The sequence below is a fragment of the Methylobacterium sp. E-046 genome (assembly GCF_022829625.1).
Classification (GTDB): Bacteria; Pseudomonadota; Alphaproteobacteria; order Rhizobiales; family Beijerinckiaceae; genus Methylobacterium; species Methylobacterium longum.
This window is the reverse complement of record NZ_JAKSYP010000286.1, coordinates 1-26,289: the sequence shown is the minus strand read 5'-3', so window position 1 is coordinate 26,289 and position 26,289 is coordinate 1. Positions and strand designations below refer to the sequence as shown.

The window sequence follows — 26,289 nt, the reverse complement described above, 5'->3', positions numbered from 1 at the left end:
CTCGAACCCTCCACATCCTCGCGGCGACGCGAAGCACCGGCCGCGCCGCGGATCCGCGCACGGTCGTACCGGCCTGAGGCGGATCGTCGGCCCTGCCTGTGCATCCGGACCGTGGCGGCGGCAAGGCCGCCCGTCCACGCCGCCTGCCCAGGCCGCACTTCCACCTGCGCCCCGCGCATGCCACATCCCGCTAGAACCCGATGCCGGGATGGAGCGCATGATCGCCACCCTCGACCTCCTGAAGACCCGCCGTTCGGTGCCGCCGCCGCTGCTCGACGGCCCAGGACCGGACCGCGCGCAGATCGAAGCGATCCTGACGGTGGCCTCCCGCGTGCCCGACCACGGCAAGCTTGCACCCTGGCGCTTCATCGTGATCACCGGCGAGGCGCGGGCGCGGATCGGCGAGACCATCGCGGCGACCTTCGCGGCGGACAATCCGGACGCGTCGTCCGACCGCCTCGCTCAGGAGCGCGGCCGGCTGAGCCACGCCCCCGTCGCCATCGCGGTGGTGTCGCGGGCGGGGCCGCACGTGAAGATCCCCGAATGGGAGCAGGTGCTCTCGGTCGGGGCCGCCGCCATGAACCTCGTGATCGCCGCCAATGCCGCGGGCTTCGCGACCTCTTGGTTGACGGAATGGTTCGCCTACGACCGCCGGGTGCTCGACGCGCTGGGGCTCGCGCCGACCGAGAAGCTCGCGGGCTTCATCCATATCGGCCGGGCGCGCGAGATACCGTCCGACCGGCCGCGCCCGGCGCTGGACGAGATCGTCACCTTCCTCTGAAAGGGTTCCCGGCCGTGCACTACGATCTCGACGTGCCGCGCGAGGCGCGCGCCCTCCCGCACAACCCGCTGAAGGCGATCGTGGCGCCGCGCCCGATCGGCTGGATCAGCGCCATGAGCCGCGAGGGCAAGCTCAACCTCGCGCCCTACTCGTTCTTCAACGCCGTGGCCGACGACATGGTCGCCTTCTCGTCCTCCGGCCGCAAGGACGCGATGACCTTCGCCGAGGAGGGGGCGGAGTTCGTCTGCAGCCTCGCCACCTGGGACCTGCGCGACGGGATGAACGACAGCTCGGCGCCGCTGCCGCGGGGTCAGAGCGAGTTCGCCTTCGCCAAGCTTGAGACCGCCCCCTCGCGCAAGGTGCGCCCGCCCCGGGTGGCGGCCTCGCCGGCGGCCCTGGAATGTCGCTGGCTGCAGACCGTGCCGCTGGTGCCCCTCGGTGGCGGTGAGCCGGACAACTTCCTGGTGATCGGACAGGTGGTGTCAATTTACGTCGACGAGCGTTTCGTCACGGACGGCATGGTCGACACCGCGGCGATGCATCCGATCATGCGCGGCGGATACTTCGACTATTTCCATGCCACCGCGGAGACGCGGTTCCAGATGCGCCGCCCCAAGGGGGCGGGCGAGTTCACCGGGTCCTGAACCTGGACCAAGCCGGCCGAAGCCGATTGAGGACTTATTTACCATAGCGGGCGCAGGTTCGGGTGGTCTTCAGCCCCCTTGCGCGCCCCGCGGATGTTCCTGTTCACGACTCCCTCCAGCCCCCCCGATGCCCCGCCCCAGGCGCGGGTGCAGCCTGGGACGGCCGCCTCCGGGCCGGTGGTCCAGGCGATCCGCGAGGGGGCGGTGGCGAGCGGCGTCGGCTTCGATTACCTGCTCGCGACGGCCCGGCGGGAATCGGCCCTCGACCCCGCCGCGAAGGCGGGAACATCGTCGGCGACCGGCCTCTTCCAGTTCATCGAGCAGACTTGGCTGGGCGTCATGAAGAACGCCGGGCCGCGGCTCGGCCTCCAGGCGCAGGCCGATGCCATCACCCGCCAGTCGGACGGCACCTACGCGGTCCCCGACGCGGGGCAGCGGCAGGCGATCCTCGACCTGCGCCGGGATCCCAAGGTTTCCGCCACACTGGCCGGCGCCCTGACCCAAAAGAACGCTGAGGCCCTCTCCGGGGCGCTCGGCCGCGAGCCGACCCCGGGCGACCTCTACGCGGCGCACGTGCTGGGTGCGAAGGGCGCCGCCGCCCTGATCTCGACGGCCCGCGCCTTCCCCGAACGCGCCGCCGCCCTCGATCTTCCCGACGCGGCCGCAGCCAACCGCGCCCTGTTCTACGACCGGGCGGGCCGGCCGCGCAGCGCCGCCGAACTCTACGCCAGCCTCGCGGCAGCCGCGCAGGGGACGACCGCCACCGACCTCACCGGTCTGCGCCAAGACGGCGCTGCGGTGCCGCAGGCGGTCTCGGCCTATGCCAACACGGCGACGGCCTTCGGGGGTACCGGCGACCTGCGCAGCCTGTTCCAGACGGACCAGCGCGGAACGGCCTCGGATGCCGCGGCGCGCCTCTGGCAGGCCCGGAACGCAGCCCAGCCGGCCGCGCACGCCGCGCCGACCTACTTCCCGCGCTCCGCCTCCGAACCGACGTCCGGCAACGCTCCGGATCCGGTGACGACGGGCGCTCTCCCCACGGCCGCAGCGACTCCGCCCGGGGCAGCCCTCGCCAACCCGCCGCTGCCGCCCCGCCGCCCGTCCGAATTCGCCGCGGCGCCCGCGACGGCGGGCGTCAGGAACAGCCTGTTCACACCCCGGAGCGGTCCATGATCATCCGCGAGTTCCTGGCCTTCACGCAGAACGCATCGGCGAGCCGACGCGCCGAAGCCAGCGCCGCCCTGGCGCGGGCCTATCTTTACGGTGGCCTCACCGCGGACGACGCCTGGGAGGCCAAAACGGCGCTGCTGGCCCTCCTCGACGATCCCTCGCCGGTGGTCCGCCGGGCACTCGCCGAGGCCTGCGCGGCCTCGGCACGGACCCCGCGTCCCCTGGTGGTGGCCCTGTCCTGCGATGCTCCCGAAGTCGCGCGGGTCGTGCTGGCGCGCTCACCCGTGCTCACCGATGCGGATCTGGTCGATGCCGCCGCGCTCGGCGACGAGACGACGCGCGCCGTCATCGCCGGGCGCCATCATCTGTCGCACGCGGTGTCGGGGGCCTTGGCCGAGATCGGCGATCTGGAAACGCTGGTGGTGCTGGCGAAGAACCCCACGGCGAAGATCACCGCCGGCCGGATGCTGCGCATGGTCGAGCGCTGCGGCGCCGAAGCTCCCCTGCGCGAGGCGCTGCTGGCCCGCGCCGACCTGCCGCCGGAAGTCCATCACGCGATCGGGCTCGCGGTGGCGCGGGCATTGTCCGACTTCGTCACGCGCCGCGGCTGGCTCGGCGCCGAGCGCTGCGACCGGATGAGCCGGGAGACCGGCGAGCGCGTGGCGCTGGAGGCCTGCGCGGGTTTCGGCGCGGCCGGCGTGGCCCGGCTCGTGACCCATCTCCGCACGTCCCGCCAGCTCACCGCCGGCCTGATCCTGCGCGCCGTCCTGTCCGGCCGGACCGACTTCGCCCTGGCGGCCCTCGCCGACCTGTCCGGCCAGGATCATGCCGCGGTCGCACGCGCGATGCGCGACACTCGGACCTTCGCCGACGTGCACGCCCGGGCCGGTCTGCCGCCCGCGCTCCTGCCGGCCATGCAGGCGGCTCTCTCCGCTTGGCAGGACGTCGCCTGCCGAGGGACTTCCATCCGCGGCGTCGGCCTGTCGCGGCGGATCATCGAGTGCGCCATTACGGCCTGCGGCGCGCTGCCGGATGCGGATATGCAGCCGGTCCTCGCGCTGCTGAACCGCTACGAAGCCGAGGCCGCCCGCGACGAGGCCCGGGAGGTGGCGCGACGCATCGCGGCCGAGGCCTTGGCCCGTGAAACAGCCCGGCGCGACGCCCACGCCGCGGATGCCGCCTGGCGCTCAGCCCTCGAAAGCCAGCGCAGGACCGCCTTCGAGGCTCCGGCCAGCGCGGCGGAGACGGTCGCACTGGTCGAGGACCGGACCGGTCCCGCGGCGGACACGCACAACCCGGTCGGCGCCATCCTCGACGCGCTGCCGGAACAGATCCTGGCTTGGTACCGGACCGACGAGCGACCGGTCGACCCGGAAGAGCAGGCGGCCACCGACGCGGTGCTCGACGGCCTCGGCGAGAGCTTGCTGGACCATTTCCGCGCCAGCCGCAGCTTGGTCGCGCCGGTGCTTGAGGAGATCGGCGCGGACGCCAAGGCGGCTCGGATCGCGGCCTGATCGCGGTGCGGCCGGATCCCTGACGGGTCGGGGCCATCCCGCAGGTCGGCTGCGTGTCGACGGCGCGGGGACGGACCGGGGGCATGTTGGGGACGCGTGGCGCGGCATCCCGACGTTCTGTGCGAGCGAAACCGGCCGCCGGTGCCGCGATGAGGGGCTTCGGCGCTGACCGGGTTTTCCTTGCGACACCCGCCGCGATGGCGGGGGTCGAACCGCTACTCGGCCGCCCGTTGCAGATCCGCCCGTTGCAGATCCGCCGGTTGCGCGCCGGCCTCGTTCAGGCCGTGTCGCGCGATGCTGCTCTCCAGCCGGAGCGCCGCGTTGATCAGGGCCATGTGGGAGAATCCCTGCGGCGTGTTCCCGCGCTGCTCCCCGGTGACGGGGTCGATTTCCTCGGCGAAGAGGCCGACATCGTTGCCGCGGGCGATGAGCCGCTCGAAGGTGGCCTTGGCCTCGCCGGTCCGCCCATCGAGGGCGAGGCAACCGACCCGCCAGAAGGCACAGGCCGTGAAGGTGCCCTCGTCGCCGAGCAGGCCGTCTTCCATGCGATAGCGGTAGATCAGGTCGCCGGCGCCGAGTTCCCGCTCGATGGCCGCGAGCGTCGAGCGGGTGCGCGGGTCGGAGGGGTCGAGCGCCGCGAACAGGGCGACCCGCAGAACCGCGGCGTCGAGGTGATGGGACTCGTAGGCTCCGGTGTAGGCCTGCTTCTGCGCGTTCCAGCCCTTGTCGAGATACTCCGCGCGGACCTCGGCGGCGACGCGCTCCCACTCGGCGATCTTCTCCTCCGGGACCCCCGAGATGTTGCGCGCGATCCGCGCCGCATCGGTGAGCGCCACCCAGATCATCCCCTTGGTGTGCACCTGCTGGCGGGGTCCGGTGCGCAGTTCCCAGATCCCGTGGTCCGCGTCATGCCGGTGCCGGATGGCGCGGGCCGTGAGGTTGTCGAGCACCTCGGGGAGGCGGTCGTTGACCTTCTCGGGCGGATCGTAGTCCACCGCCTCCAGGAAGACGCACAGCGCTCTCAGCAGCTCGCCGTAGATGTCGTGCTGGTCCTGGGCCTCCGCGATGTTGCCGATCACGACCGGCCCCACGCCGTTCCAGCCGGCGAGGTGGGAGAGCTCCTCCTCCGGCGGTATGCCGTCGGCGACCCCGTACATCAGCCGGGTCTCGCGCCCGTAGGTGCCGTCCCGCTCGCGCAGGAAGCGCAGGAATTCCGCAGCCTCGCGCACGTAGCCGAGCATCACGAAGGCGGTGACCGTGAAGGACGCGTCGCGCATCCAGGTGAAGCGGTAATCGTAGTTGCGGTTGCCCGGCACCGCCTCCGGCAGGCCCGCGGTCGCGGCCGCCACGATGCCGCCGGAGGGCGAGTAGGTCAGCAGCTTCAGGCAGAGGGCCGAGCGCATCACCGCGTCGCGGTAGGCGCCGCGGTAGGTGCAGCGGGCACTCCAGCGCCGCCAGTAATCGGCCGTCGCCTCCAGGCGGCTCTGGGCACCGCCGAAATCGTCAATGCAGGCATCCTCGTCGTCCTCGCCGTGAGTGAGGACGAGGTAGGCGGTCTCGCCCTCGGACAGGCGGAACGACACCTCGGCCGCATCGCCGACGAGATCCGGCTGCCGATGCGCGTTGACCCGCACGCGCCAGTCCCCGGCCTCGAACAGCACCGAGGCGCCCTCCGTGAGGGGCGTGCAGGACCGGCGCGCGTAGTCGAAGGTCGGACGAACCCGGAAGACCCCGCTGACGTGGCCACTCTCGCAGGTGAGAAGGCGGATCAGCCGGCTCTCGCCCTCTCCGTCCGGCCCCTCGTCGGGCTCCGGGCTCGGCGGATTGACCGGCATCACGTCGACGAGGCGCGCGCGCCCCGTCGAGGTGGTGAAGGTCGTCTCGAGGATGTTGGTCTCGCATACGTAACGCCGGTCCGTCTCGGCACCGTCGTCGAAGGCGATGCTGCAGGTGCCGCCCTTCTCGTCGTCGAGGAGCTTCACGAACAGGGCCGGTGAGTCGTGGCGAGGCCAGCACAGCCAGTCGATCGACCCGTCTCGGGCGATCAGCGCGCAGGAATGGGTGTCGCCGATGAGGGCGTAGTCGCTGATGGGTTTCGACACGGGGCTTCCGGATGGCGGCGTCGCCCGCTCCGTCGGGCAAGACCTGATCCGTGAGGTAGCCGGGCCGCGCCGGGCGGGGAGTCCGGCTCGACGATTCGCCGCAGGTCCGGTCAGGACCCGGAACGCGGCAGCATGCGGTCGCTGATGATCCGCCGCTGGATCTCGCTCGTACCCTCGAAGATCGTGGTCAGGCGGGCGTCCCGCCAGTAGCGCTCGACCCGGCGCTCGGTGGTGTAGCCGTTGCCACCGTGCAGCTGCATGGCTTGGTTCGTGACGCGCACCGCCATCTCGGTGGCGAGAAGTTTCACCATGGCCGACTCGCTCTCCGCCGGCTCGCCCTGATCCAGGAGGTGGGCGACCTGGTGCCAGTAGGCCCGCGCCTGGGCGACTTCGGCGGCCATGTCGGCCAGGGCGAAGCGCAGCGCCTGGAAGTCGCCGATCGGATGACCGAACTGGACCCGCTCCTGTAGATACGCCTGGCTGTCCTCCACGGCCGCGCGCGCCACACCGACGGCCCGGGCCGCCGTGTGGACCCGGGCGATGTTGAGGCCCCGCTGGACGGAGGCGAACCCGCCGGCATCCGCGTCCGCCCCCTGGTCGCCGTAGAGCCCGGTGAGCCGGTCGCTCTCAGGTACTCGCACGCCGTCGAGCGTGAGCTCGAAGGTCTGGAAGCCGTGATAGCCGATCTTGTCGATCACCCGGCCGGTCATGCCGGTCGGGAAGCTGTCGCGCTCCTTGAGCACGAGGAACGGCTCCAGGCCGGCCGAGCGCGCCTCGCCGGGTTCCGGCTCGCGGGTGCGGGCGAGGACCTCGACGAAGTCCGCTCCCTTGGCGAAGCCCGCCCAGCGCTTGGTGCCGCTGAGCACCCAGTGCTCGCCATCCCGCACCGCGCGGGTCTGGACGCCGGCCAGATCCGAGCCGGCATTGGGCTCCGACAGGGAGATCGAGCCGATCCACGCACCGCGGGCCGAGCGCCGGAGCAGGTCGGAACGGCGCTCCGCGTCCAGGGTTTGCGTTCCCAGGCCTTGGCCCCGCGCCAGGATGCTCCCCACCGAGAGCCACGCCCGGGCCAGTTCCTCAGAGACCAGACAGTATTCGAACACCCCGAGCCCGAGGCCGCCATGCTCCGCCGGGATCGTGATGCCGAACCAGCCCTTCTCGGCCATGGCGTCGATGAGCGTGCGGGGCATCTCGGCCTTGTGGCGGTCGAGCTCATCCGCCAGGGGGAGCACCGTATCGCGGGCGAACGCCCGAGCCTCCGCCTGAAGGTCGGCCCGGGCGGGCGTGCGCCAGGGCGAGGTCAGCTCGGGCGGCTTCGGCGCGATCGGATCGTTCCGGCCCTCGGATCCGGTCATCGTTCCCCCTTGTCATGCGGCGTCATGCGGCGGCGTCTCAATGTAAGGCCGCGTGCGGGAAACACGCGCTTACAAATTGGTTCCGCCAACCACCTTCGAATAAACGTCGGATCGGGTCATAATAGCTTGATGATGCACGCCGAGACGCACGCAGACTCCTTCGCGATGAGTGCTCCGACTACACCTCACATCCTCGTCGTCGAGGACGACCGGGAGATTTCTGCCCTGATCGCGCGGTATCTGCGCGGCAACGATTGCCGCGTGACGTTGGCTGGCGACGGCAGCGAGATGGATCGCGCACTGGCCGAAGCGCGGATCGACCTGATCGTCCTCGACCTGATGCTCCCCGGCGAGGATGGGCTGAGCCTGTGCCGGCGCCTGCGCGGCGCCTCGCAGGTCCCCATCCTGATCCTGACCGCGAAATCCGAGGATGTAGATCGGATCCTCGGCCTCGAACTGGGTGCCGACGACTACCTGGCCAAGCCGTTCAATCCGCGGGAGCTGCTTGCCCGGATCCGCGCGATCCTGCGCCGGGTCGCCGCCGAGGCGCCCGACACGGACGAGCGCCGCCGGCTGCACTTCTCGGGTTGGACCCTCGACGTGTCCCTGCGCCAGGTGCTGTCGCCCGAGGGCGCGCGGATCGCCGTGACGGGCGCCGAGTTCGATCTGCTCCACGCGCTCTGCCTGCGTCCCGGCCGGGTCCTGTCGCGCGATCAACTCCTCGATCTCACTCAGGGTCGCGCCGCCGGACCGTTCGAGCGCAGCATCGACGTGCTGATCTCGCGCATCCGGCAGAAGATCGAGCGCGACACCCGCAATCCCGAATTCATCCGCACGATCCGCTCCGGCGGCTACCTGTTCACGCCCGAGGTCACGCGCTCATGAACGGGCTGCGGCGCCTCCAGACCCGCATCCGGCCGACGACGATCGCGGGTCAGATCGCGCTGCTCGTCGTAGCGGGAATCGCGCTGGCGCACGTCGTGGCGACCGTCGCCTTCCTGCTCCTCCATGAGTCGCAGAATCCCGACGAGTTGCCGGGCGTGGCGGCGAGCCGCCTGGGCACGCTGGTCCGACTCCTCGATGCGGCCGATCCGGCGGCTCGGCCCGCGCTGCTCCTCAGCGGACGCAGCCTGCCGCTCATCCACGTCGAGGCCTGGGACGGGACGGTGCCGACCGGTGCTCAGCCGGTCCCCGACCTTCCGGTGATCCGCCGCCTGCGCAACGGTGCCGGCCGAGCCGTGACGATCACGGACCTGTCGGACGGTGATCCGGAGCGGGCGGCGGGGCGGCTTCATGTCGGCATCAGCACGCCGGCCGGGGCAACGCTCCAGGCGACGCTGCCGAACGATCCGCTGCGCGGTCCCAAGCACGGGGCGCTGATCTTCACGGTCGTGTTCCTGGCGCTGACTTTGGCGCTGCTCAGCGTCTGGGCGACCCGCGCCCTCACGGCACCCCTCAAGCGGCTCGCCGCCGCCGCCGAGGCCTTCGGCGCGCGGGACGATCACGTCGCGCTGCCGGAGGCTGGACCGCGCGAGGTGCTGGCCGTCTCGCGCGCCCTCGACCGGATGCGATCGCGGGTGCGCCGGCTGATCGACGACCGCACGCAGATGCTCGCCGCGATCAGCCACGACCTGCGCACGCCGATCACCCGGCTGCGTCTGCGGGCCGAATTCATCGAGGACGACGCTGCCCGGGCCGCAACGCTCCGAGACCTCGACCAGATGAACGGGCTCGTCGAGGCCGCGCTTTCCTTCGTGCGCGACGGACAGGCGCGGGACACGAACAGTCACAGCCTCGTGGATCTCGCCTCGGTGGTGCAAACGGTCTGCGACGACTTCTCGGATGTCGGCGCGCCGGTGAGCGTCAGCCGCAGCCGCCACGTGCTCGTCCAGGGCCGCACCGAGGAGCTGCAGCGTGCGGTGACGAACCTCGTGGACAATGCCGTGAAGTATGGCGGCCGCGCGGATGTCCGGATGGAACCCTCCGAGCGGGGAATCCGGGTCTGCGTGCTCGATGCCGGTCCGGGCATCCCCGACGCCGAGCGCGAGGCGATGCTGCAACCCTTCGTGCGCGGCGACCGGGCCCGCAATCTCAACGAGGCGAGCGGCTTCGGCCTCGGCCTCTCGATCGTTCAGGCCATCATCGAGGCCCATCATGGGCGGCTGACGCTGGAGAACTGCCGCGAGGGGGGCCTCTGCGCCGCGATCGAACTTCCGTTGGCCGCCAAAGCCCTCACGGGCCGTGGACCGCTGAAGGTCGCACCGCTCCCGGCCGAGGCCGCCTGACGCCCTCCCTGCGCCGCGCGTCCCGCCGAGCCGGGTGCGCGATCCCGCATGGGAATCCGCGAAACTGCCGCAGCGTCGTCGAAGGGCGGCCCGGGCCCTGCTAGAGCAGTGGCGGCGCATGGCGGCGCCGATCGGCCCGAGGAAGACGTGATGACGAGCGGCGCCAACCCGGACGAACGGCACAGCATCGCGCTGATCGGCGCACCGATCGAGGTCGGTACCAGCGAGCCTGGCGCCCTGATGGGACCCGCGGCCCTGCGCACCGCCGGTCTGGTCCGTGCCCTCTCCGATCTCGGCCATACGGTGACCGACCGGGGCGACGTCGCGCCCGATGGCCCAGCCGGCGCGCGCGGCCTCGAGGCCGTCGCGGGCTGGACTCGCGCCCTGTCGCTTGCCGTCGAGGAGGCGCTCGGCTCAGGCGCGATCCCGCTCGCGGCCGGCGGCGACCACAGCCTCTCCCTCGGATCGATCGACGGCGTCATGCGCGACTGCGCGCGGCGGGGCCGAAAGCTCTTCGTGCTCTGGCTCGACGCCCACGCCGATTTCAACACGCCGGAGACCTCGCCCTCCGGCAACGTCCACGGCATGCCGCTGGCCGCCCTGTGCGGGGAAGCGGGCTTCCCGCCACTCTTCACCGAACCTGCCCCGCCGCCGCTGCCGCCGACCAGCGTCCACCTGTTCGGCCTGCGATCCATCGATTCCGGCGAGCGTGCCATCGTCACGGCCCGGCAGGTCGGGGTCACCGACATGCGCACGATCGACGAGTTCGGCGTCGTAGCGCCTCTGCGGCGCGTGCTCGACCGTGTGGCCGCCGAGGGCGCGCACCTGCACGTCAGCCTCGACATCGATTTCCTGGATCCGTCCATCGCCCCCGGGGTCGGCACCACGGTGCCGGGCGGCGCGACCTTCCGCGAAGCACACCTGATCATGGAGATGCTCCACGATTCCGGCCTCGTGCGCTCCCTCGACGTGGTCGAGTTGAATCCCTTCCTCGACGAGCGCGGGCGCAGTGCCCGGGTGCTGGTCGAACTCGTCGCGAGCCTGTTCGGCCGGCGCATCCTCGATCGGCCGACATCGCCGATCGAGGCCGTCCATACCGAGCAGAGCTGATGCACGGCCGCGTGCCCGACGCTCGGGAGCCGTTCCCGCCGAGCGAGAACGCGCCGACGCGTCAGCGCTCGGCGGGCCATGTCGGGCTGCGGGCGGGGCCGGTCGGCGCCGGCGGATCGACGCGGCTCCTCGACCTCTCGGAATCGGGCCCGTCGCGGTTGCGCTTCCCGCGGGGGGAGGGGACGCTCGAGGCCGTGCTGGTGAACACGGCTGGCGGGGTGGCCTGCGGCGACACGTTCACAATCGATCTGACCCTCGATCCGGCGGCCGACCTCGTGCTGACTACGACAGCGGCCGAGAAGATCTACCGGTCGGACGGCCCCGTGAGCCGGATCGAGAATCGCCTGGTCCTGGGGGCGGGCGCCCGGCTCGCCTGGCTGCCGCAGGAGACGATCCTGTTCGATCGCGCCCGCGTCCGACGCCGCTTCGAAGCCGATCTCGACCCGGGCGCCGCACTGCTCGCGGTCGAGATCGTCGCGTTCGGTCGCGCCGCCCGGGGCGAGCGGATCACGGCGGGGCTGCTCGCCGATACGTGGCGGGTGCGCCGGCACGGTCGGCTCGTCTACGCCGACAGCTTTGTGCTGGAGGGACCGATCAGCGACCTCCTGGCGCGCCCGGCGATTGGGGGCGGTGCGCGCGCCTGCGCGACGCTCCTCGACGTCTCGGACAGCGCCGAGACGCGGCTGGACGAGGCGCGCACGCGCCTCGCAGCATGGGATAGGACCGGCATCGAAGCCGCGGCGAGCGCCTGGAACGGGAACCTCGTGATCCGCGCCCTCGCGGAGGGCGTCGGACCCTTGCGCGAGTTCATCGCGGGCTTCGTCGCCGGCTATCGCGGCCTGCCGATGCCCCGCGTCTGGCAGAGCTGAGGAGAAGTACGGATCCGCCGCGCGGGAACCGTTGCCTGCGGGCGCCGACCTCTGCTAGAGACGCGCACCCGGGGCTGACCGTCAGGCTCCGTGCGGCGCTGCGGCGTCGTTCCAGAAGGCCTCGTGGCGGAGTGGTTACGCAGAGGACTGCAAATCCTTGCACCCCGGTTCGATTCCGGGCGAGGCCTCCAATTTTTCCTTCGAAGGTGCAGATGTGTCCGGCGCCGTGCGCCGGCCTCCGTGCCGCCCAGGCTCAGGCTCGGTGGACCTGCGCCAGAAACGTCTCGATCGCCAGTTGCAGACTGTGCGTGCCGGCGTTCACCCGAGCGGCGCTGCTCCGCACCTGCCCGGCCTGCGCATCGTTGGACGCCGCCGCGGCCCGGACGCCCGCGATGCTCTCGGAGACCTTTCGCGCGTCGGCGGCGGCATCGAAGATGGCCCGCGCGATGTCCTGGCTGGCATGCCCCTGCTGATCGGTGGCATGGGCCACCTCCGAAGCGATGAGGCTCATCCGGGCGATCGTCTGCCCGATCGCCGCGATGGCACCGGCCGTCCGGTCCGCGGCGCTCTGGATCGATCCGACCTGCCCGGTGATGCGGTCCGTGGCGAGCGCCGTCTGGCCCGCCAGCGCCTTGACCTCGGAGGCCACCACGGCGAAGCCGCGGCCGGCGGCACCGGCCCGGGCAGCCTCGATCGTGGCGTTGAGCGCCAGCAGATTGGTCTGTTCGGCGACGTCGCGGATCAGCGTGACGACCGTCCCGATCTCCGCCGCCGCCCGCGACAGGCTTATCACGGTTTCCTCCAGGCCGCGGGTGTCGGCTAGGGCGGAGGATGCGATCTCGCTGGTGTAACGAACCCGCGCCTCGATCTCCCGGGCCGACGCAGAGAGTTGCTCGGCCGCGCTGGCAATACTGTCGACCATCCCGGCCGTCTGGTCGGATGCCCCCGCCACGACGGAGGCCTCGGCCACCATGGCGCCGGCATTGCCCGAGAGCGTGTCGGCCGCAGACTGCATCGCCTCGGCCGAGCCGGCGAGATCGGCGACGGCGCGGTGCGTCTCGCTCTCGAACGCACCGGTCGCTGCGGCCAGCATCTCGGACCGGATGCGGTCGCGGCCCCGGCGGGCCTGAGCCTGGGCGTCGAGGTCCCGCTTCTCGATCAGCGCCGCCTGGAAGGCCGCGATGGCGGCGGCCATCTCGCCGATCTCGTCGCGGCGATGCGTGAACGGGATCGTCCGTCCGAGGTCACTGGCGGCGAGGGACGTCATGCTGACCTTCAAACGATCCAGCGGCTGCCGAACCTGTGTGAAGATGATCGCGATCGCGGCGATCAGGCCCAGGGTGAGCGCCACGGCCGGCCCGACGATCAGCGTGATCCGTGCCCGCCGGCGGTCCGCGGCGTCGGCGGCACGCCGCGCGTTCAGGCGATTCAGGACCTCGCGACCCAGGGCACCGATCTCGGCGACCATGTGTTCGCGGTTCCGCACCGTCGCGTCATCGGTGGCCTGGATGAGGGCGGCCTTGGGCGAGACCGTCAAGCCCAGCTCGGCCGTGTCGTTCTGATAGGCGACGAACTCCTTCACGAAGAGATCGAACCGCCGTCGCCGGTCTTCGGAGAGCTGGTCTGCCATCGCGTCGAGGAACGGAGCCCGCGCCTGCTCGACCGTCGTCAGGGCCTCGTGGAGCGCGGACAGGCGCGATCGGGCCTCCGCCCTGTCGTCGGCCACGTAGAGCGCCGTCGCCTGGACCACGGCGTGCTCGATCGCCTGACCCAGAGCACCGGCCTGCAACCCGGCATTCCAGATCCTGTCCGTGGCGACCGCACGCTCCTGCTCCCATTGGGTCTCGCGTACGGCGAAGATCGAGATGCCGATTGCCACGGAGGTCAAAAGGCCGATGACCGCCGAAAGCTTGAAGCCGATAGAAACGCGCATGAAGGAGATGCCATGCCCACGGTCGCGCCGCACCGCGTAAATCATACATTAACATTTTCGGGAAAACATCCAAGTATAGCCGGCAAAGATCCATATTTTATTGCGACATCGTCATCAGTTTTCAATTTACAAAATAGGCTTTGATACACATATATATGCGCGAATTTTTGTTGTTCGATATGTTGGATAATGTTGACTGCAGGATCGACATGCTCATCCGCGAAACAAGTCGATGCCCGGCCCTGAAGGATCACAGCCTGCCATCGGCTCAGCCGAATCCCGGCCCCGGCGCATCGACGCGGTAGGGGTCGTGCATGCCCGTCCTGCATGTCAGCACGCGGTCGCTGGAGGACCTCTGGTCGTGGCCGCGCGAACGCCGTCGAATTCGGACCGGGGCGTGGCGACGATCTCGCGCCGCAGGTCGTCGCGCTGCGCCTCGATCAGATCGGGCAGAATGTCGGTCTCCTGCTCATCGAGGGCGGTGAGCAGGCGCGGTTGACCGGCGACCCATTCGAAGGCGACGCGGACTTCGCGCTCGGCATAGGGGTCCTGCGGATCGAGACACCGATGGGTCGGCATGATCGCGGTTGGCTTGATCGTTCAGTACGGCGTGGCAAGCGCTCTAGAGCGGCGGCATGACGCCGGAGTGACCCCGAAAAGCGGATTTCGACCGCTTGATACGGGATGCAGGGCGGGGCCGCGGATGAAACGACTGTTGCTGCCGGGCCACGCTCGCGGACATGCGGCACGCCGCGCGACGAGTCTTGGCCGTTTGCGGCTCGCCAGGCCCAGGATTGACCGTCGAGGCACTTGCGTCCCGCGGAACCGCTGTGTAGAGACGCGGCCGTGATCCCCGATAGCTCAGTTGGTAGAGCAGGCGACTGTTAATCGCCTTGTCGCAGGTTCGAGTCCTGCTCGGGGAGCCACCACTTCAGCACCCTCCTGTAGCGAATGGCTCCATGGGTCTGGCCCCCCACGGGGTGCCGAGATACGGGACCATCCTCTCCGCTCGCGATCGGCGATGCGCCCAGTACGGGCCGCACCGCGCACGTAGGTCGCGCTCCCGCGGCTCCCCTCGGCCCATCCGACCACGCTTTCAGCTCCGCCTCCGTTGCACCCCTCGCGGCTGCGCCCTGCGCATCGGCCCGGCGTGAGCGTCGTCGCCGATGGAGGCCCGGCAGACCATGTGGCGCCGCAGGGGCCGACGCGGTGAGGTCGTCGTTGACCCCTGTCCAGGACCCTCGACAGGGCGGTCCCGGCCGCCGAAGAGATCTTGGAAATGCTGGACAGCCTGGTCGTCCGGGTGGCGTCGGCCTCCACCGTCGCACCGGCCGGGACTACGGTCCGGCGCACCCTGGGCGTCCGGTGACGTTCTCGTCCTGACGGCCGCGCCGTTTCCCGCCGCCTCAGCCGCCGACGCCGCCTGACACCGCCCCGAGGATCCGAGAGATGCTCCACCGCCCGATCGCCCCGCTGCTCCGCGCCCTGCTGCTGGCGACCCTCGCCGGGATGCCGCCGAGCCCGGCCGCGGCCTGGGACGCCGCCCGCGCCCCGCGCTACCCCGACGCCGATGTCCGCACCCTCGAGACGCGGCGGCTCGCGATCCACGGACCCGGCTCGACCGGCGACGGCTCGCTGTTCACCGTGACCCTGCCGGACGGCACCACCGCGGGCCTCGCCCAGGCCCTGGCGGCGCGGCAGCCCCTCGATCCGACCCTCAGCCGGCTCGCCGCGGTTGGGCCGCCGCTCCTGCGCGCCACCGGCGCCGGCTACCAGGTCCAGCCCGACCGCACGATCCGGGGGCCGGACGGCCGGCGCTTCGTCGTCCGCGGCGTCACCTTCCTCGACTACCTGTTCGTGTCCCTGGAAACCCGGGCGGATTACCGCTTCCGCGCCGTGCCGGGCGTGGCGGTCACCGGCGGCGGCAGCTCGCAATCGGGCTTCGAGCCCTCGGTCTGGGGGGCGCCCGACGGGTCCGACATGCGCGCCCGCATCGCCGACTGGGCCGCGGCCGGCGTCAACCTCCTGCGCGTCGCCGTCGAGCCGGCGGTGGCCTACACCGGCGCCGCCAACGGCTACCCGGCCCACTGGGACATGCTCGACCTGATCGTCGCCGAGGCGAACCGCCTCGGCCTCGTCGTCCAATGGCAGGTGGCCAACGACCGGGCGCCCGCCGAGCTGAACGCCGCCTTCCTCGGCCAGCTCCGCGACCGGTACTGGCGGTCCCGCAACGTCTGGATCAACACCGGCAACGAGCCCGGCTGCTCGGCCGGGGGCCCGTCCTGCACGGACGCGGCGACCTGGACCGCCCGGCAGACCCAGTACCTCCAGGCGGTCCGCGGCGACGTCACCGGCCAGCCCGCCGGAACCCGGTTCACCGGCCCGGTGGTGCTGAATGCGCCGAACTACGGCGAGGCGGTCGACACCGTGGCGGCGACCCTGGCCAACGCCACGGCCTTCGCGACGGACCCCAACCTGATCCTGGGCGTCCACACCTACCGGATCGGCGAGGCCACGTTCGGCGCGCGCCTGCCCGGGCTGCAGCGGGCCTGGATCGACGCGATCGGCACGCACGCCCTGTTCCTCGACGAGGTCGGGCTGACCAACGACGGGAGCGTGCGCGACCCCGCCCTCGATCCCCGGGCCGACCCGGCGCGCTACCCGGCCGCGCCGGCGGCGACCCTGGCCACCGCGTACGGCTGGACGGCCGACCTCCTGGCCTGGGCGCGGCGCCTGTCCCGGGAGACGGCGTTCTCGGGCGTGACGGTCTTCTCCGGCTCCGCCTACATCCCGGGCCTGGGCGTCCACGATCCGAACAGCCTCCGGCGCCGGGACGGCAGCTGGACGCCGTTCGGGCAGACCGTGCGGGACGGCTGGCTGTCGGCCTCGGCCGACGCGACGCGCTTTGCCGGCGGGCCCTTCGTCAACCTGCTCTACAACGCCGACCTGGCGCTCGACACGCGGGGCTTCCCGGGCGGCCCGGCGGCGGCCGGCACCGGTACCTACGACGGCTGGATCTCCCTGGACGGCGCCACGCGGATCGGCCGGGCCGCGGACGGCACGGTCACGCTGGCGGGGGCTACCTGCGGCAGACGATCCGCGGGCGCGGCGCCGCGGTCACCGGCGCGGCCCTGGTGACCTCGTTCGGCGACCTGAGCGGATCCGTGGAGGTGAGGATCGACTGGCCCGGCCGCGGCGGGCCGGCGCGGGTGCTGGTCAACGGTGCGCACGGCCGTGGCCGCGGCGGGGTGGTGAGCGTGCCGGCCTCGGTCGCCGGCGACATCAGCGTCACCCTCCATCCCCTGGGCGGCCCGGTCACCTTCCACGACGTCCCGCTGGAGGGCAGCTCTGAAATACGCCACCAGAGCAGCGCCGCCTTCAGGTAGACCTGCATCCGAGCGCCCCGAGCCAAGCGCTGCCCCCGCCGTCGGCGACACGATCTCTGCTTTCCATGCAGTGGGAGCGGTAAAACCACGTCGGCGTTGCGGAATCCCGGACCTGTCCACAGCGCTCCACCGCGATCGTCGAGCCGCGCGATCCGGCCATTGAACCGCGGCCGTTCCCGCGCTTTGTTCTGCATCTGTTCCAGCAGGGATGCGAACCGCGATGCATGCTCACCCCTACGAACCACCTGCGGATATCGGCCTGACCGAGGCCGAGGCCATCGCGTTGCATTATTATCGCGCCGCGCACCGCGACGGCTGGACCGCCCTGGTGCGTGCGATCGCGGACGCGCTCAGCGACCTCGATGCCGCGCAGGCGCACGCCGAACGGCAGGGGCGCCTGATCTCCCGGGGCTACGCGCGCGGCCGTTCAAACGGCTGAGCGATGGCGCAGAAACTCGGCGATATCGCCGGCGACCGGCTGGCGATCGATTGCGCCCCCTGCCGCCGCCACGGCAGCTACCGCCTGGACGGGCTGATGCAGCGCTTCGGCCCGGAGATCCCGATCCTCGACGTCCTGCGGACGCTCACCGCTTCCTGCCGCCGCCAACGGGACCCCGGCGCGAAGGCCGCGCGCAAGTACGAGAGCCAGTGCCTCGCGACGCTGCGACTGCCCAGGGCAGCCAGCCTGGAGGCGCCGGTGCCGCCCGGCACGCCGTTTGCGATCGAGGTCTGGGACGAGCGCGGACGGGTCGAGATGCGACTCGGGGTGATCTACCCCCTCGACGGCGCGCTCGCTGCCTTCGAGGCGGTGAAGGCGGCCTATCCACGGAGCGAGGTCACGCTGCGTCAGGCGGCGCGGGTGGTGCGCCGGCGCGAGCGGCTCGCCACGCCGCGCCACGCGGATGCCGATCCGGGCGGTGAGCCGCTGCGTGACGTCGATGAACCGAGCGCACGGTCAACTCAGCCGGGGTAGGCGGAGACCTCGATCGGGCCGAGCCGCCCCGGGAACGATGTGCGACAGGCGCATGAAGCGGCCCGGAGAGGGTCGTCGCCCCATCAAACGACAATGCCGGGCATCCGCTTCAGACCAGGACGATCCGGCGGGCTCCCACCGAAGTCGCGATCTTCCTCACCGATCCGCGACCTCGGCCCCTGACCCAGAACTGCGCGACCGGAGGCGGTTTGCAGAGGGAACCCCGGGAGCGGCACCGCGGGCGGGGAACGACTCACGCCGCCCCGGGTCTTGGTCCCGCAGCGCCTTGAGCGCCCCATCCGGGCCTCAGGCGTCCTGCTGCTTCCTGAGGCTGCTCTGATCGCCGGACTCGTCGGTCTGCGGATTGGCGAGCCCGGTGGTATTGCCGGTCGCGTCCAGGACATCCTCGGCGGCGACCTGCCGATTGCCCGCGTGATCCTGATACTGCTCGGTCTGAACGTTCTTGCTGTCGAGCCCGCGCTCGTCGCTGTGGCGTGACTTGTCGCGATTGCTCAGAACCATGTTCTCCGGCAGCACGCCCTCCGGCAGCTCCGACATGGCCCCGGACCCGTCGCCTTTGCCCTGGGCGCCCGGGCCGACCTTGTGCCGACTTGCATTCGCCATCTTCGTCCTCCGATGCGGATCAGCTTCTCTTCCGGGCGCAGCGGCCTGCGGCTGCCGCGCCGTCCGCCGTCAGCGATCCTGCTGATGGCCCTGATTGGTGGTGTTCACCTTCGCGTTCCCGGTCTGCCCGACCTTGTCGGGGTCCTTCGCCGGGGAGCCGGCATGCCCCTGGGAGAGTGGCGCCTCGGTGGCGCTGCCCGGCCCCTTGTTGGAACGGTTCGCGGGAGGAACGGGCGGTGGCTTCGTGGTCATGTGTACCCCGTCGTTGCCGAATGTGTTGCAAACCCGGGGTGGCCCGCATCGTTCCGGGCGAGGCCCATCCGGCCAAGCTCAACCGTTGCTCGCAGGCTATCCGCAACAGCAAAGGGAAAGATCGACCTGTGTTTCCGCGAGGACAGGATGGATCCCGGCACTTCCATTACAATTTATCACGCAAAGACGCAGCCTCTTCATGGACCGGGTTGACGGTGGCGAGGCAATGTCGCGGCGGTCGGGCTGTCTGAACAGGGCTCATATCCGCGTTCGACGTGGGACGGCCTGTGGTGCAAACCGACGCGACGCGGGTCATGCTTCCCGCGAAATGTCGCCACCGGCGCGAGCTCAGAAGGAGCGCCACCATGACGGGCGTCCCGAATATGCTCCCCGACCGGCACGTCCGCTCACCCCGCCGGATCGGCAGGTCGACATGGATCCGCACCCGAGTCAGGGTGACGCCCGCTCCGGGAGCTTCGGCTGCCTGACCGGCGCCAAGCCGGTCATCTGATCCCCACACCGTTCGGGCCGGCTCGGCGCATGGCCCGTGCGGTCCTGAGGCGCCACGCGGGCAACCTCGTGCGGAAGTCCGCCATGCGGATCCGGCGAGCCCGTGATGGGGTAGGGGCCGACAGCATCGTCGGTCCGGCGGCGCTGCTGCAGGACGCATCGCTGCAGGATCGGCGTCCGCCCGCGGTTCGGCGAACGCGCATCGCCCGGAATCGGCGGAAGGCTCCCGTCCGGTGATGCCGGCCGGCCTCGGCCTGCCGCTCGCGCCCGCCCCGGTGTTCGGTGCGGGCGTCAGTGCTGTTCCTGTCCTGCGCGCTGCCGAGCGTGGTCGCGCTCACGGCCGTCCTCGTGAGGCACGGATTGCCGGCACGGCGGTGATCCGGACGACGGCGACCGGATGAGATGGCCCGGCAATTCCTGCCGCCCGGTCGATCCTGCCGGTGGCATACGCGGTCCAGTCCTTGAAATCATTGCGGAAAACCTGGAACGCGCCGTGCCTGTTCTCGCCACAAGTGGTCGCGAGGACTTGTCATGTCGGTGAACGCGGTATCGGGCACATCCCTTCAGCGGGACCTCGCCAGTGCCCTGCGCTTGGCGCGCACCGGCGGAACGCAGGCGCTCGACGCCAGCGCCTACACCGCGGCGAGCCAGGGCGCGAGCGCGGCGCAGGGCGGCAGCGCGTCCCAGACGAGTACCGTCGCGTCCGCTCCGGCCATGTCGAACGATCTCATGGCCTCGCTCCTGCAACTCCAATCTGATTTCAGTCAGCTCGGCCTGCAGAATGGCGTCACGACCCCGGCGGACGCGTCGAGCACGGCCGACACGATGAAGATCGGTGCGGGGTCCGATGAGAGCCAGGGTACGGACGGCGCAGCCCCGGCCCATCATCGCAGGCGCCACGCCCATCTGCGGGCGTCCGACGCCGCGGAGGCGGCGCAGGCCGGCCAATCCAGCGGCACCACGGACGCCGCAGCCACGTCCGGCACCGGCTCGGCCACCGCGACAGACACCGGCGACGGCCTGCAATCGTTCCTGCAACAGGTCACCAAGGCGATTGCCGCCTACGCGACCGGCGGCCCGGTCGGCATCGCGGCCGCCGCGCTGACGACCTCGTCGAAGGCCTGACCGGCGCGGATACGGGGCAGGGCTGGAGCGGGGAGCGCCGCTCAGGCATGATCGCGGCGACCGGAGGCCACCATGTCCCTCACCGTGCCCGTCATCCTCGGCAGCGTTCGAACCGACCGGATCGGCATCCGGGCGGCGCAGTTCCTGACGGCCCGGCTGCAGGCGCGCGGCCATGCGGCCCCCCTAGTGGACCCGGCCGAGCTGAATCTTCCGTTGCTCGACCGGATGTACAAGGAATATCCCGCCGGAACCGCGCCGGAACCCCTGCAACGGCTGTCGGACCTCTATCGCCGGTCCGACGCGTTCCTCGTGATCTCGGCCGAGTACAATCACGGCGTTCCGCCCGCACTGTCCAACACGCTCGATCACTTCCTGGAAGAGTATTACTGGCGGCCGTCTGCAATCTGCTGCTACTCGGCCGGTCAGTTCGGAGGCGTCCGTGCAGCCATGCCGCTTCGCGCGATGCTCGCCGAGATGGGCATGCCCAGCATCCCTTCGCTCCTGCCGATCCCGCGTCTCCAGAAGGCCATCGATGCCGAGGGAGCGCCAGCGGAGCCGTGGCTGGAGGCGGCCGCGGGACGCTTCCTCGATGAGTTGGAATGGTACGCCGAGGCATTGCGCGAACGACGGCAGCGCGGGACGCCGTACTGACCGCACCGGCCCCAGCCCGATCCCCTTCGAGGAGCCGCGCCTTGAAGGCACGGCTCGCCGATCGTCCGATCCTTCGGTGGGCTCAGCACTCCTTCCGGTCGCGCCCGCCTCGGCATCCGGCCGTCCCGGCAGGCTCGGAGCAGAAGCGTGTTTTGACGGCGTCGAAAGCCACGATTCGATTTCGAAGATCGCGCTTTCAAGTCTGTTAAATGCTTGATCTTCGGTAAAAATCCGTAGAATACATGAGCATGACTTGACTAATGCGCCGTGGACAGTCCGCTGCCGCAGCGCGGCGAGACTGTATTAAGCTGTTGCAAAAAGGTGGCTGCACAATCCGCCGAAATGTGAGAGCTTGGCCGTGTTCCCGAACCCGGACCGATTCCGATGAAGATCGATGAGAGGGCGCTCCTTCAGGAGCGCGTGCGGACGCTTGTCCTGCGCCATGCCCTGGAAGCCGTGCTGGACCGACTCGCGACGGTCGCGCGCGACAGCGGGAGGGATGCGGAGGGTGAGTTCCTGACCTTGGAGCATTCCCTGGTCGCGGCCGCTCGCAGCCTCGCGGATCGCGCCGCCACCCAGAAGCTCGCGGTTCTCGTCGCCGTCGAGGATGCGAGTGCCACGATACGCGCGGCCTTCAACAACGCGCATGACCGCTTGGACGTGGCGCCGGCAGCGCACCTTACCCTCGTCGAAGCACCGACCGCCGTCGCCGCATAGCGGGCGCGCCCGCGATCCCGGTGTCGGCGGCCTCTGCCTGGAGGTTCGAGCCGCCGCGTTCGGACGCAGGGCCTCTGCCGGACGGTCGGGGCCGGGAGCGGTGCCGAAGTCGGGGGGTCGGCTTCCTCTGTGACCGCGCGCCACCGGTCCGGCGATGGAGCGGATTGCGAGGGTGGTTCGCGCACGGCCAGCGGCGTACGCGACTGCGGTCGACCCAGCTTGCTAGAGATCCGCGCCGTGACGAGCGGAGCGTATGCGTCACCGGACCCGAGTCTCGGAACGGCGCCTCTGGTGAGAGCCACGCGCCCGGTCCGGTCCGTGCTGGTGATGTCACGGAGCACCACCATGCCCCGAACCGGCATCCCGGCGACAGGGCCGAGGGTCGACCGGACGCGGCCGGCGTGGTGGCCGAGCCCGTCTTGCGCCTCGCGCTCGGATCTCGCGTCGGGCCGCCCACGAGGGGTGGCTCACGCTGATCAGGATCCTATCCGGGCCCCATGAGCGAGCCGGCATCCCAGATCGATTCGCCGCTCAGAACGCGCCCCCGCAGAGCGGCGCGACGCGTGCGGCCAGCGCCGAGGGCAGCGCGATCCGCGGATCGCATACGATGAGGGCCCAGCTCCCGCGGTGCATATTCGAGCGCTTGAACGCCGCGACGGCCTCGAACAGCAGGGATCGCGGGATCGGCCCATACTGGATGTGAGGGCGGCGCGGCAGGCTCGAACCAAAGGCCGGCCCCTTCGCCGACGGGACCGGCTCAGCCCGGAAACCCGGTCCGTCCATCGGCACCGGGTCTCAGGCCCGTCGCTTTGCGTCCTCTGCAAACCCGGATCCCGGTCGGATCTGCTCTTCCTCGATCCGTCCGGCGCCTGCACGTGGTGCCGGGTACCAATGGGAGGGCGATCGTGCCTCGCGAACTACTGCTTGGCGCGGTTGATGATCGTCCAGAGGACCCGGGCGACGGGTTCGGTGACGGTGCGGCGGTACTTGCGGTGAACCAGCTGGCCGTTGTGAAAGACGTCCTGCTCCACGTACAGCCTCTCGCCGTCCCAGCGGACGATGTTGTCAGACTCGATGGTCTCCTCGACGCCAAGATCCTCGCGAAGGATCGAGTTGCCTGTTTGGCTGAGCATACGCGCGTCCTCGTTCACGCATTCGTTTCCGCCGAGGAGGCGCCGATGCCGCCCCTCCGCGCGAGGCAGCATAGGAGCGCATCGGCGCACATGCCAGCGACGTTCCGCACGCTGTGGTCAGACCGTCACGGGAGGCGGGCCGATTACGCCGCTGAAGCGCGACCGCATCGGGCTTAACGTTACCGATGTGCGCTTCGGCACCGCCGAGCTGTCGGTGGCGTGCGATGTGTCCGGTGCAGGGCCGGGTTGCTCGCAGGGCGCTTCCTGCTTCGGCCCCGCTGCGGCGGAGGCGTCCATGATTGTTCGGCCGTTCCGGTTCATCGCCCCGGCGCTCGCGGCTCTCGGCTTGGTGGCCTTGCGACTCGCAAGCCCTCTCATCGGACCGGCGACGCCGCCGCCCGGCACTGCGGAAGACGGCCGCGTCGTCTTCCGACATTATCTCTGACGATCAGCCGCGCCGGTTCAGGACGGCACCGGGCATCGGACAGGCCGGCTGCGCCGCCGGTCCGAGGATGATGTCGCCCTGCCGCGGGTTGTTCACCGTGAACGGTGCGGTCTCCTGCGTCCCGAAGAAGCCGCGTCCGAGCTGCGGGACGAACAGGTTGCTGCCGAAGCGCACGAAGCACCGGTCGAGCACCGCCTCGTAGTCGAAGGTTCTCTGCAGCACCGGAGCGCCGCCCGCGCCCGGGATGCCGCAATAGGCGGACACGTCGATCTGGCCCGGCCGCGACAGGCGCATCGACAGGGACTGGCCCGGCAGCAGCGTCGCGGGCCGTCCACCGTCCTGACGGGCGACCACCACGAGGCCGGACCGGTTATAGACCCGGCGCAGGCAATCCGCCGAGGCGTCGGAAACGGCCGTAACCGCCCCGACCATGCCCAGCACGAGGCCGGCCCATGCGCGCCCGATACGCTTCGTCACTGTAAAACCTCCGACACCCGGCCGATTGACCTGTACAGGCCGCCGTTGACTTGAACAGCGGTCCGCGAAGGCGCGCAAGTCGAACACGGCCACAGCGTTCGAAATGCGGGCCGGTTCCGAGAGGTCGGAGCCGAACCGGCGCTCAGCGCCGCTCGTAGAGCAGCCGGGCACGGATGGTGCCGGGGATCGCCCGGATTTCCGTGAGCAGCGCCTCGGCATCCGCGTCGGTGGCGTCGGTCTCCAACACCACGTACCCGACCTCGCCGTCGGTCTGATAGAACTGCGCCGCGATGTTGACCTGGCCCCGGGAGAACACGTCGTTCAGGCGGCCCAGCATGCCCGGCAGGTTGCGCTGGACGTGGATGAAGCGCGTGCCGGTCGGGCGGGCCGGAAGCTGCACCTGCGGGAAGTTCACCGCCCCGGCCGTCGAGCCGATGTCGGAATAGTCGACGAGCTTGCGCGCCACCTCGGCGCCGATGCGCTCCTGCGCCTCCTCGGTGGAGCCGCCGATATGCGGCGTGAGGATCACGTTCTCGATGCCCTGAAGCGGGCTCACGAAGGCCTCGGCATTGGAGCCGGGCTCGACCGGGAAGACGTCGACGGCCGCGCCCTTGAGATGGCCGTCGCGCAGGGCTGCCGCCAGGGCATCGAGGTCGACGACGGTGCCACGGGCATTGTTGATCAGGAAGGCGCCCGGCTTCATCGCCCGGATCTCGGCCTCGCCGATCATGTTGGCGGTGGACTCCGTTTCCGGCACGTGGAGGGAGACCACGTCGCTCTGGGCGAGCAGCGCGTGCAGGGAGGCGGTCGGTTCGGTGTTGCCGTGGCGCAGCTTGTCGGTGTGGTCGTAGAACAGCACGCGCATGCCCATGGCCTCGGCCAGCGTCGAGAGCTGCGTGCCGATGTTGCCGTAGCCGACGATGCCCAGCGTCTTGCCCCTGACCTCCAGGGAGCCGACCGCGGACTTGTCCCATTGTCCGGCATGGGCCCCCACGGAGCGCGGCACGATCCGGCGCAGCAGCATCACGATCTCGCCGATCGTCAGCTCCGCCACCGAGCGGGTGTTCGAGAAGGGTGCGTTGAACACCGGGATGCCCCGGTCGCGGGCGGCCGCCAGATCGACCTGGTTGGTCCCCACGGAGAAGCAACCCACCGCCAGGAGCCGATCCGCCGCCTCGAACGCCGCCGCGTCGAGCTGCGTCCGGGACCGGATGCCGACCATGTGCACGCCCTGCAGAGCCTCCTGGAGAGCCTCCCGGTCCAGCGCCTTCGGCAACCGAGTGAGATTCGTGTAGCCCGCCGCCCGCATCAGCGTGACGGCGCTGTCGTTGATGCCTTCGAGCAGCAGGACGCGAATCTTGTCCTTGGACAGGGAGAGCTTGTCGGGCGTCATCGGCGTCGATCGTCTGGCAGCGGGTCTTCGCGGCGGGCCGTCTCCGACCCTGGGGCGGGACCGGAGGGATACGAGCCTGCCCTGTGCGATGCAACATGGCGCAGCGCCGGGCAGATCTCACCGGGAACGATGCGTCGGCAGCGGCACCAGCCTCACAGACTTTGGCGAATCCTGCCGAATATTCGGGCGATTGATAGACTCCAAATAGCACCGTTAAGCGGAACTGCGGCGGGCTTCGCGACTTGAGTGGCCCTAGATTCCAACTCTCGGTCTCCACACGATGCTCGTCCGTACCGGCTTCACGATCGCCTTCGACACGTTCGGGCCGACGCCCATGAACCTGCTCCTGAACGTCCGTCCGGAGCGCCAGGGCGATCTGGTCACCGCGGAGGTCGTCACCTTCGATCCGCCGGTACCGGCCCATCAGCATATAGACGCGTTCGGCAACGTCGGCACCCGGATCGTCGCGCCGGGCGGCCGCATCACGATGGCGGCCGATTTCACGATCGCCGATCACGGGACACCGGACGATCAGGCGCCGGAGGCGCGGCAGATCCCCGTCCAGGACGTGCCGGACGACGTCCTCATCTTCCTCCTGGGCTCGCGCTACTGCGACACCGACAAGCTCTCGCAGACGGCGTGGTCGCTGTTCGGCGGCGCTCCGGAAGGCTGGGCGCGCGTCCAGGCGATCGTCGACTTCGCCCATACCCGGCTGCGCTTCGACTATCAGCAGGCCGACGCCACGCGCACCGCTTTCGACGGCTACACGCAGCGCGTGGGGGTGTGCCGGGACTTCGCCCATCTGGCGATCACCCTGTGCCGGTGCATGAACATCCCGGC

General features: G+C 70.6%; 26 protein-coding genes and 2 tRNA genes. 18 read left to right on the top strand and 10 right to left on the bottom strand.

Annotation, left to right across the window (positions count from 1 at the left end):
* Positions 1-217 precede the first annotated feature (217 nt).
* From MKK82_RS31145 to MKK82_RS31130, 4 genes are all read left to right on the top strand, one after another.
* A complete protein-coding gene (locus MKK82_RS31145; RefSeq protein ID WP_238292172.1) occupies positions 218-781 on the top strand; it encodes a nitroreductase in 564 nt (187 codons plus the stop codon).
* Between the two features lie 14 nt (positions 782-795).
* Entirely contained in the window at positions 796-1,425 is a 630-nt protein-coding gene (locus MKK82_RS31140; RefSeq protein WP_238292174.1) for a flavin reductase family protein, read from the top strand.
* Between the two features lie 93 nt (positions 1,426-1,518).
* On the top strand, positions 1,519-2,598 hold the full coding sequence (locus tag MKK82_RS31135; protein ID WP_238292176.1) for a lytic transglycosylase domain-containing protein: 1,080 nt from the start codon (positions 1,519-1,521) through the stop codon (positions 2,596-2,598).
* Positions 2,595-4,109, top strand: a complete 1,515-nt coding sequence (locus MKK82_RS31130; RefSeq protein ID WP_243987901.1) for a DUF2336 domain-containing protein — start codon at positions 2,595-2,597, stop codon at positions 4,107-4,109. Before MKK82_RS31135 ends, MKK82_RS31130 begins: the two co-directional genes overlap by 4 nt.
* Before the next feature lie 215 nt (positions 4,110-4,324).
* Here the strand turns inward: MKK82_RS31130 and MKK82_RS31125 are convergent, their stop codons facing one another.
* Positions 4,325-6,211 (bottom strand): glycoside hydrolase family 15 protein, encoded by a 1,887-nt coding sequence (locus MKK82_RS31125; RefSeq protein ID WP_238292180.1) that lies wholly within the window; start codon positions 6,209-6,211, stop codon positions 4,325-4,327.
* A 110-nt stretch (positions 6,212-6,321) separates the two neighbouring features.
* Positions 6,322-7,566 (bottom strand): acyl-CoA dehydrogenase family protein, encoded by a 1,245-nt coding sequence (locus MKK82_RS31120; RefSeq protein ID WP_243987900.1) that lies wholly within the window; start codon positions 7,564-7,566, stop codon positions 6,322-6,324.
* A 129-nt stretch (positions 7,567-7,695) separates the two neighbouring features.
* Between MKK82_RS31120 and MKK82_RS31115 the strand changes: the two genes are divergently transcribed.
* The 5 genes from MKK82_RS31115 to MKK82_RS31095 all read left to right on the top strand — a co-directional run bounded on the left by MKK82_RS31115 (position 7,696) and on the right by MKK82_RS31095 (position 12,021).
* Positions 7,696-8,451: a response regulator gene (locus MKK82_RS31115; protein WP_279603376.1), complete on the top strand. Its 756-nt coding sequence runs from the start codon at positions 7,696-7,698 to the stop codon at positions 8,449-8,451.
* Complete coding sequence (locus MKK82_RS31110) at positions 8,448-9,851, top strand: ATP-binding protein (protein WP_238292185.1); 1,404 nt, start codon at positions 8,448-8,450, stop codon at positions 9,849-9,851. The genes MKK82_RS31115 and MKK82_RS31110 overlap by 4 nt, the downstream gene beginning before the upstream one ends.
* 150 nt (positions 9,852-10,001) lie before the next feature.
* Positions 10,002-10,961: an arginase gene (gene rocF / locus MKK82_RS31105; RefSeq protein ID WP_238292187.1), complete on the top strand. Its 960-nt coding sequence runs from the start codon at positions 10,002-10,004 to the stop codon at positions 10,959-10,961.
* The gene (locus MKK82_RS31100; RefSeq protein ID WP_238292189.1) at positions 10,961-11,830 is read left to right on the top strand and encodes an urease accessory protein UreD; all 870 of its coding nucleotides are present in this window, start codon (positions 10,961-10,963) and stop codon (positions 11,828-11,830) included. The genes rocF and MKK82_RS31100 overlap by 1 nt, the downstream gene beginning before the upstream one ends.
* A gap of 117 nt (positions 11,831-11,947) precedes the next feature.
* Positions 11,948-12,021, top strand: a tRNA-Cys gene (locus MKK82_RS31095).
* 62 nt (positions 12,022-12,083) lie between these two features.
* Here MKK82_RS31095 and MKK82_RS31090 read toward each other — a convergent pair.
* Entirely contained in the window at positions 12,084-13,763 is a 1,680-nt protein-coding gene (locus MKK82_RS31090; protein WP_238292192.1) for a methyl-accepting chemotaxis protein, read from the bottom strand.
* A gap of 330 nt (positions 13,764-14,093) precedes the next feature.
* Positions 14,094-14,342, bottom strand: a complete 249-nt coding sequence (locus MKK82_RS31085; RefSeq protein WP_238292194.1) for a hypothetical protein — start codon at positions 14,340-14,342, stop codon at positions 14,094-14,096.
* Between the two features lie 271 nt (positions 14,343-14,613).
* Between MKK82_RS31085 and MKK82_RS31080 the strand changes: the two genes are divergently transcribed.
* The 5 genes from MKK82_RS31080 to MKK82_RS31060 all read left to right on the top strand — a co-directional run bounded on the left by MKK82_RS31080 (position 14,614) and on the right by MKK82_RS31060 (position 18,122).
* Positions 14,614-14,689, top strand: a tRNA-Asn gene (locus MKK82_RS31080).
* A 523-nt stretch (positions 14,690-15,212) separates the two neighbouring features.
* Positions 15,213-16,901: a glycoside hydrolase family 5 protein gene (locus tag MKK82_RS31075; protein WP_238292196.1), complete on the top strand. Its 1,689-nt coding sequence runs from the start codon at positions 15,213-15,215 to the stop codon at positions 16,899-16,901.
* The gene (locus MKK82_RS31070) at positions 16,898-17,149 is read left to right on the top strand and encodes a hypothetical protein (RefSeq protein WP_238292198.1); all 252 of its coding nucleotides are present in this window, start codon (positions 16,898-16,900) and stop codon (positions 17,147-17,149) included. The genes MKK82_RS31075 and MKK82_RS31070 overlap by 4 nt, the downstream gene beginning before the upstream one ends.
* 220 nt (positions 17,150-17,369) lie before the next feature.
* Positions 17,370-17,588, top strand: coding sequence for a hypothetical protein (locus tag MKK82_RS31065; protein ID WP_238292199.1), 219 nt, complete (start codon positions 17,370-17,372; stop codon positions 17,586-17,588).
* 3 nt (positions 17,589-17,591) lie between these two features.
* On the top strand, positions 17,592-18,122 hold the full coding sequence (locus MKK82_RS31060) for a hypothetical protein (RefSeq protein WP_238292201.1): 531 nt from the start codon (positions 17,592-17,594) through the stop codon (positions 18,120-18,122).
* Positions 18,123-18,428: 306 nt separating this feature from the next.
* On the opposite strand, the gene MKK82_RS31055 is transcribed toward MKK82_RS31060, so the two are convergent.
* Positions 18,429-18,746 (bottom strand): hypothetical protein, encoded by a 318-nt coding sequence (locus MKK82_RS31055; protein WP_238292203.1) that lies wholly within the window; start codon positions 18,744-18,746, stop codon positions 18,429-18,431.
* Between the two features lie 69 nt (positions 18,747-18,815).
* Complete coding sequence (locus MKK82_RS31050) at positions 18,816-18,998, bottom strand: hypothetical protein (RefSeq protein ID WP_238292204.1); 183 nt, start codon at positions 18,996-18,998, stop codon at positions 18,816-18,818.
* A gap of 1,041 nt (positions 18,999-20,039) precedes the next feature.
* On the opposite strand from MKK82_RS31050, the gene MKK82_RS31045 reads away from it, so the two are divergent.
* The 3 genes from MKK82_RS31045 to MKK82_RS31035 all read left to right on the top strand — a co-directional run bounded on the left by MKK82_RS31045 (position 20,040) and on the right by MKK82_RS31035 (position 22,001).
* Positions 20,040-20,633, top strand: coding sequence for a cell wall anchor protein (locus MKK82_RS31045; protein ID WP_238292206.1), 594 nt, complete (start codon positions 20,040-20,042; stop codon positions 20,631-20,633).
* A 72-nt stretch (positions 20,634-20,705) separates the two neighbouring features.
* The gene (locus MKK82_RS31040) at positions 20,706-21,284 is read left to right on the top strand and encodes an NADPH-dependent FMN reductase (RefSeq protein WP_238292208.1); all 579 of its coding nucleotides are present in this window, start codon (positions 20,706-20,708) and stop codon (positions 21,282-21,284) included.
* A 384-nt stretch (positions 21,285-21,668) separates the two neighbouring features.
* A complete protein-coding gene (locus tag MKK82_RS31035) occupies positions 21,669-22,001 on the top strand; it encodes a hypothetical protein (protein ID WP_238292210.1) in 333 nt (110 codons plus the stop codon).
* A gap of 531 nt (positions 22,002-22,532) precedes the next feature.
* On the opposite strand, the gene MKK82_RS31030 is transcribed toward MKK82_RS31035, so the two are convergent.
* The 4 genes from MKK82_RS31030 to serA all read right to left on the bottom strand — a co-directional run bounded on the left by MKK82_RS31030 (position 22,533) and on the right by serA (position 25,449).
* On the bottom strand, positions 22,533-22,784 hold the full coding sequence (locus MKK82_RS31030; protein ID WP_238292212.1) for a hypothetical protein: 252 nt from the start codon (positions 22,782-22,784) through the stop codon (positions 22,533-22,535).
* A 134-nt stretch (positions 22,785-22,918) separates the two neighbouring features.
* Positions 22,919-23,134 carry a hypothetical protein gene (locus MKK82_RS31025; protein WP_238292220.1) on the bottom strand — a complete coding sequence of 72 codons (216 nt, stop codon included), beginning with the start codon at positions 23,132-23,134 and terminating at the stop codon, positions 22,919-22,921.
* A 448-nt stretch (positions 23,135-23,582) separates the two neighbouring features.
* Positions 23,583-24,056 (bottom strand): hypothetical protein, encoded by a 474-nt coding sequence (locus tag MKK82_RS31020; protein ID WP_243987899.1) that lies wholly within the window; start codon positions 24,054-24,056, stop codon positions 23,583-23,585.
* 142 nt (positions 24,057-24,198) lie between these two features.
* Positions 24,199-25,449 carry a phosphoglycerate dehydrogenase gene (serA, locus tag MKK82_RS31015; protein ID WP_238292216.1) on the bottom strand — a complete coding sequence of 417 codons (1,251 nt, stop codon included), beginning with the start codon at positions 25,447-25,449 and terminating at the stop codon, positions 24,199-24,201.
* Between the two features lie 280 nt (positions 25,450-25,729).
* Here serA and MKK82_RS31010 point away from each other — a divergent pair.
* The coding region (locus tag MKK82_RS31010; RefSeq protein ID WP_243987898.1) for a transglutaminase-like domain-containing protein at positions 25,730-26,289 on the top strand (560 nt) is incomplete at its 3' end.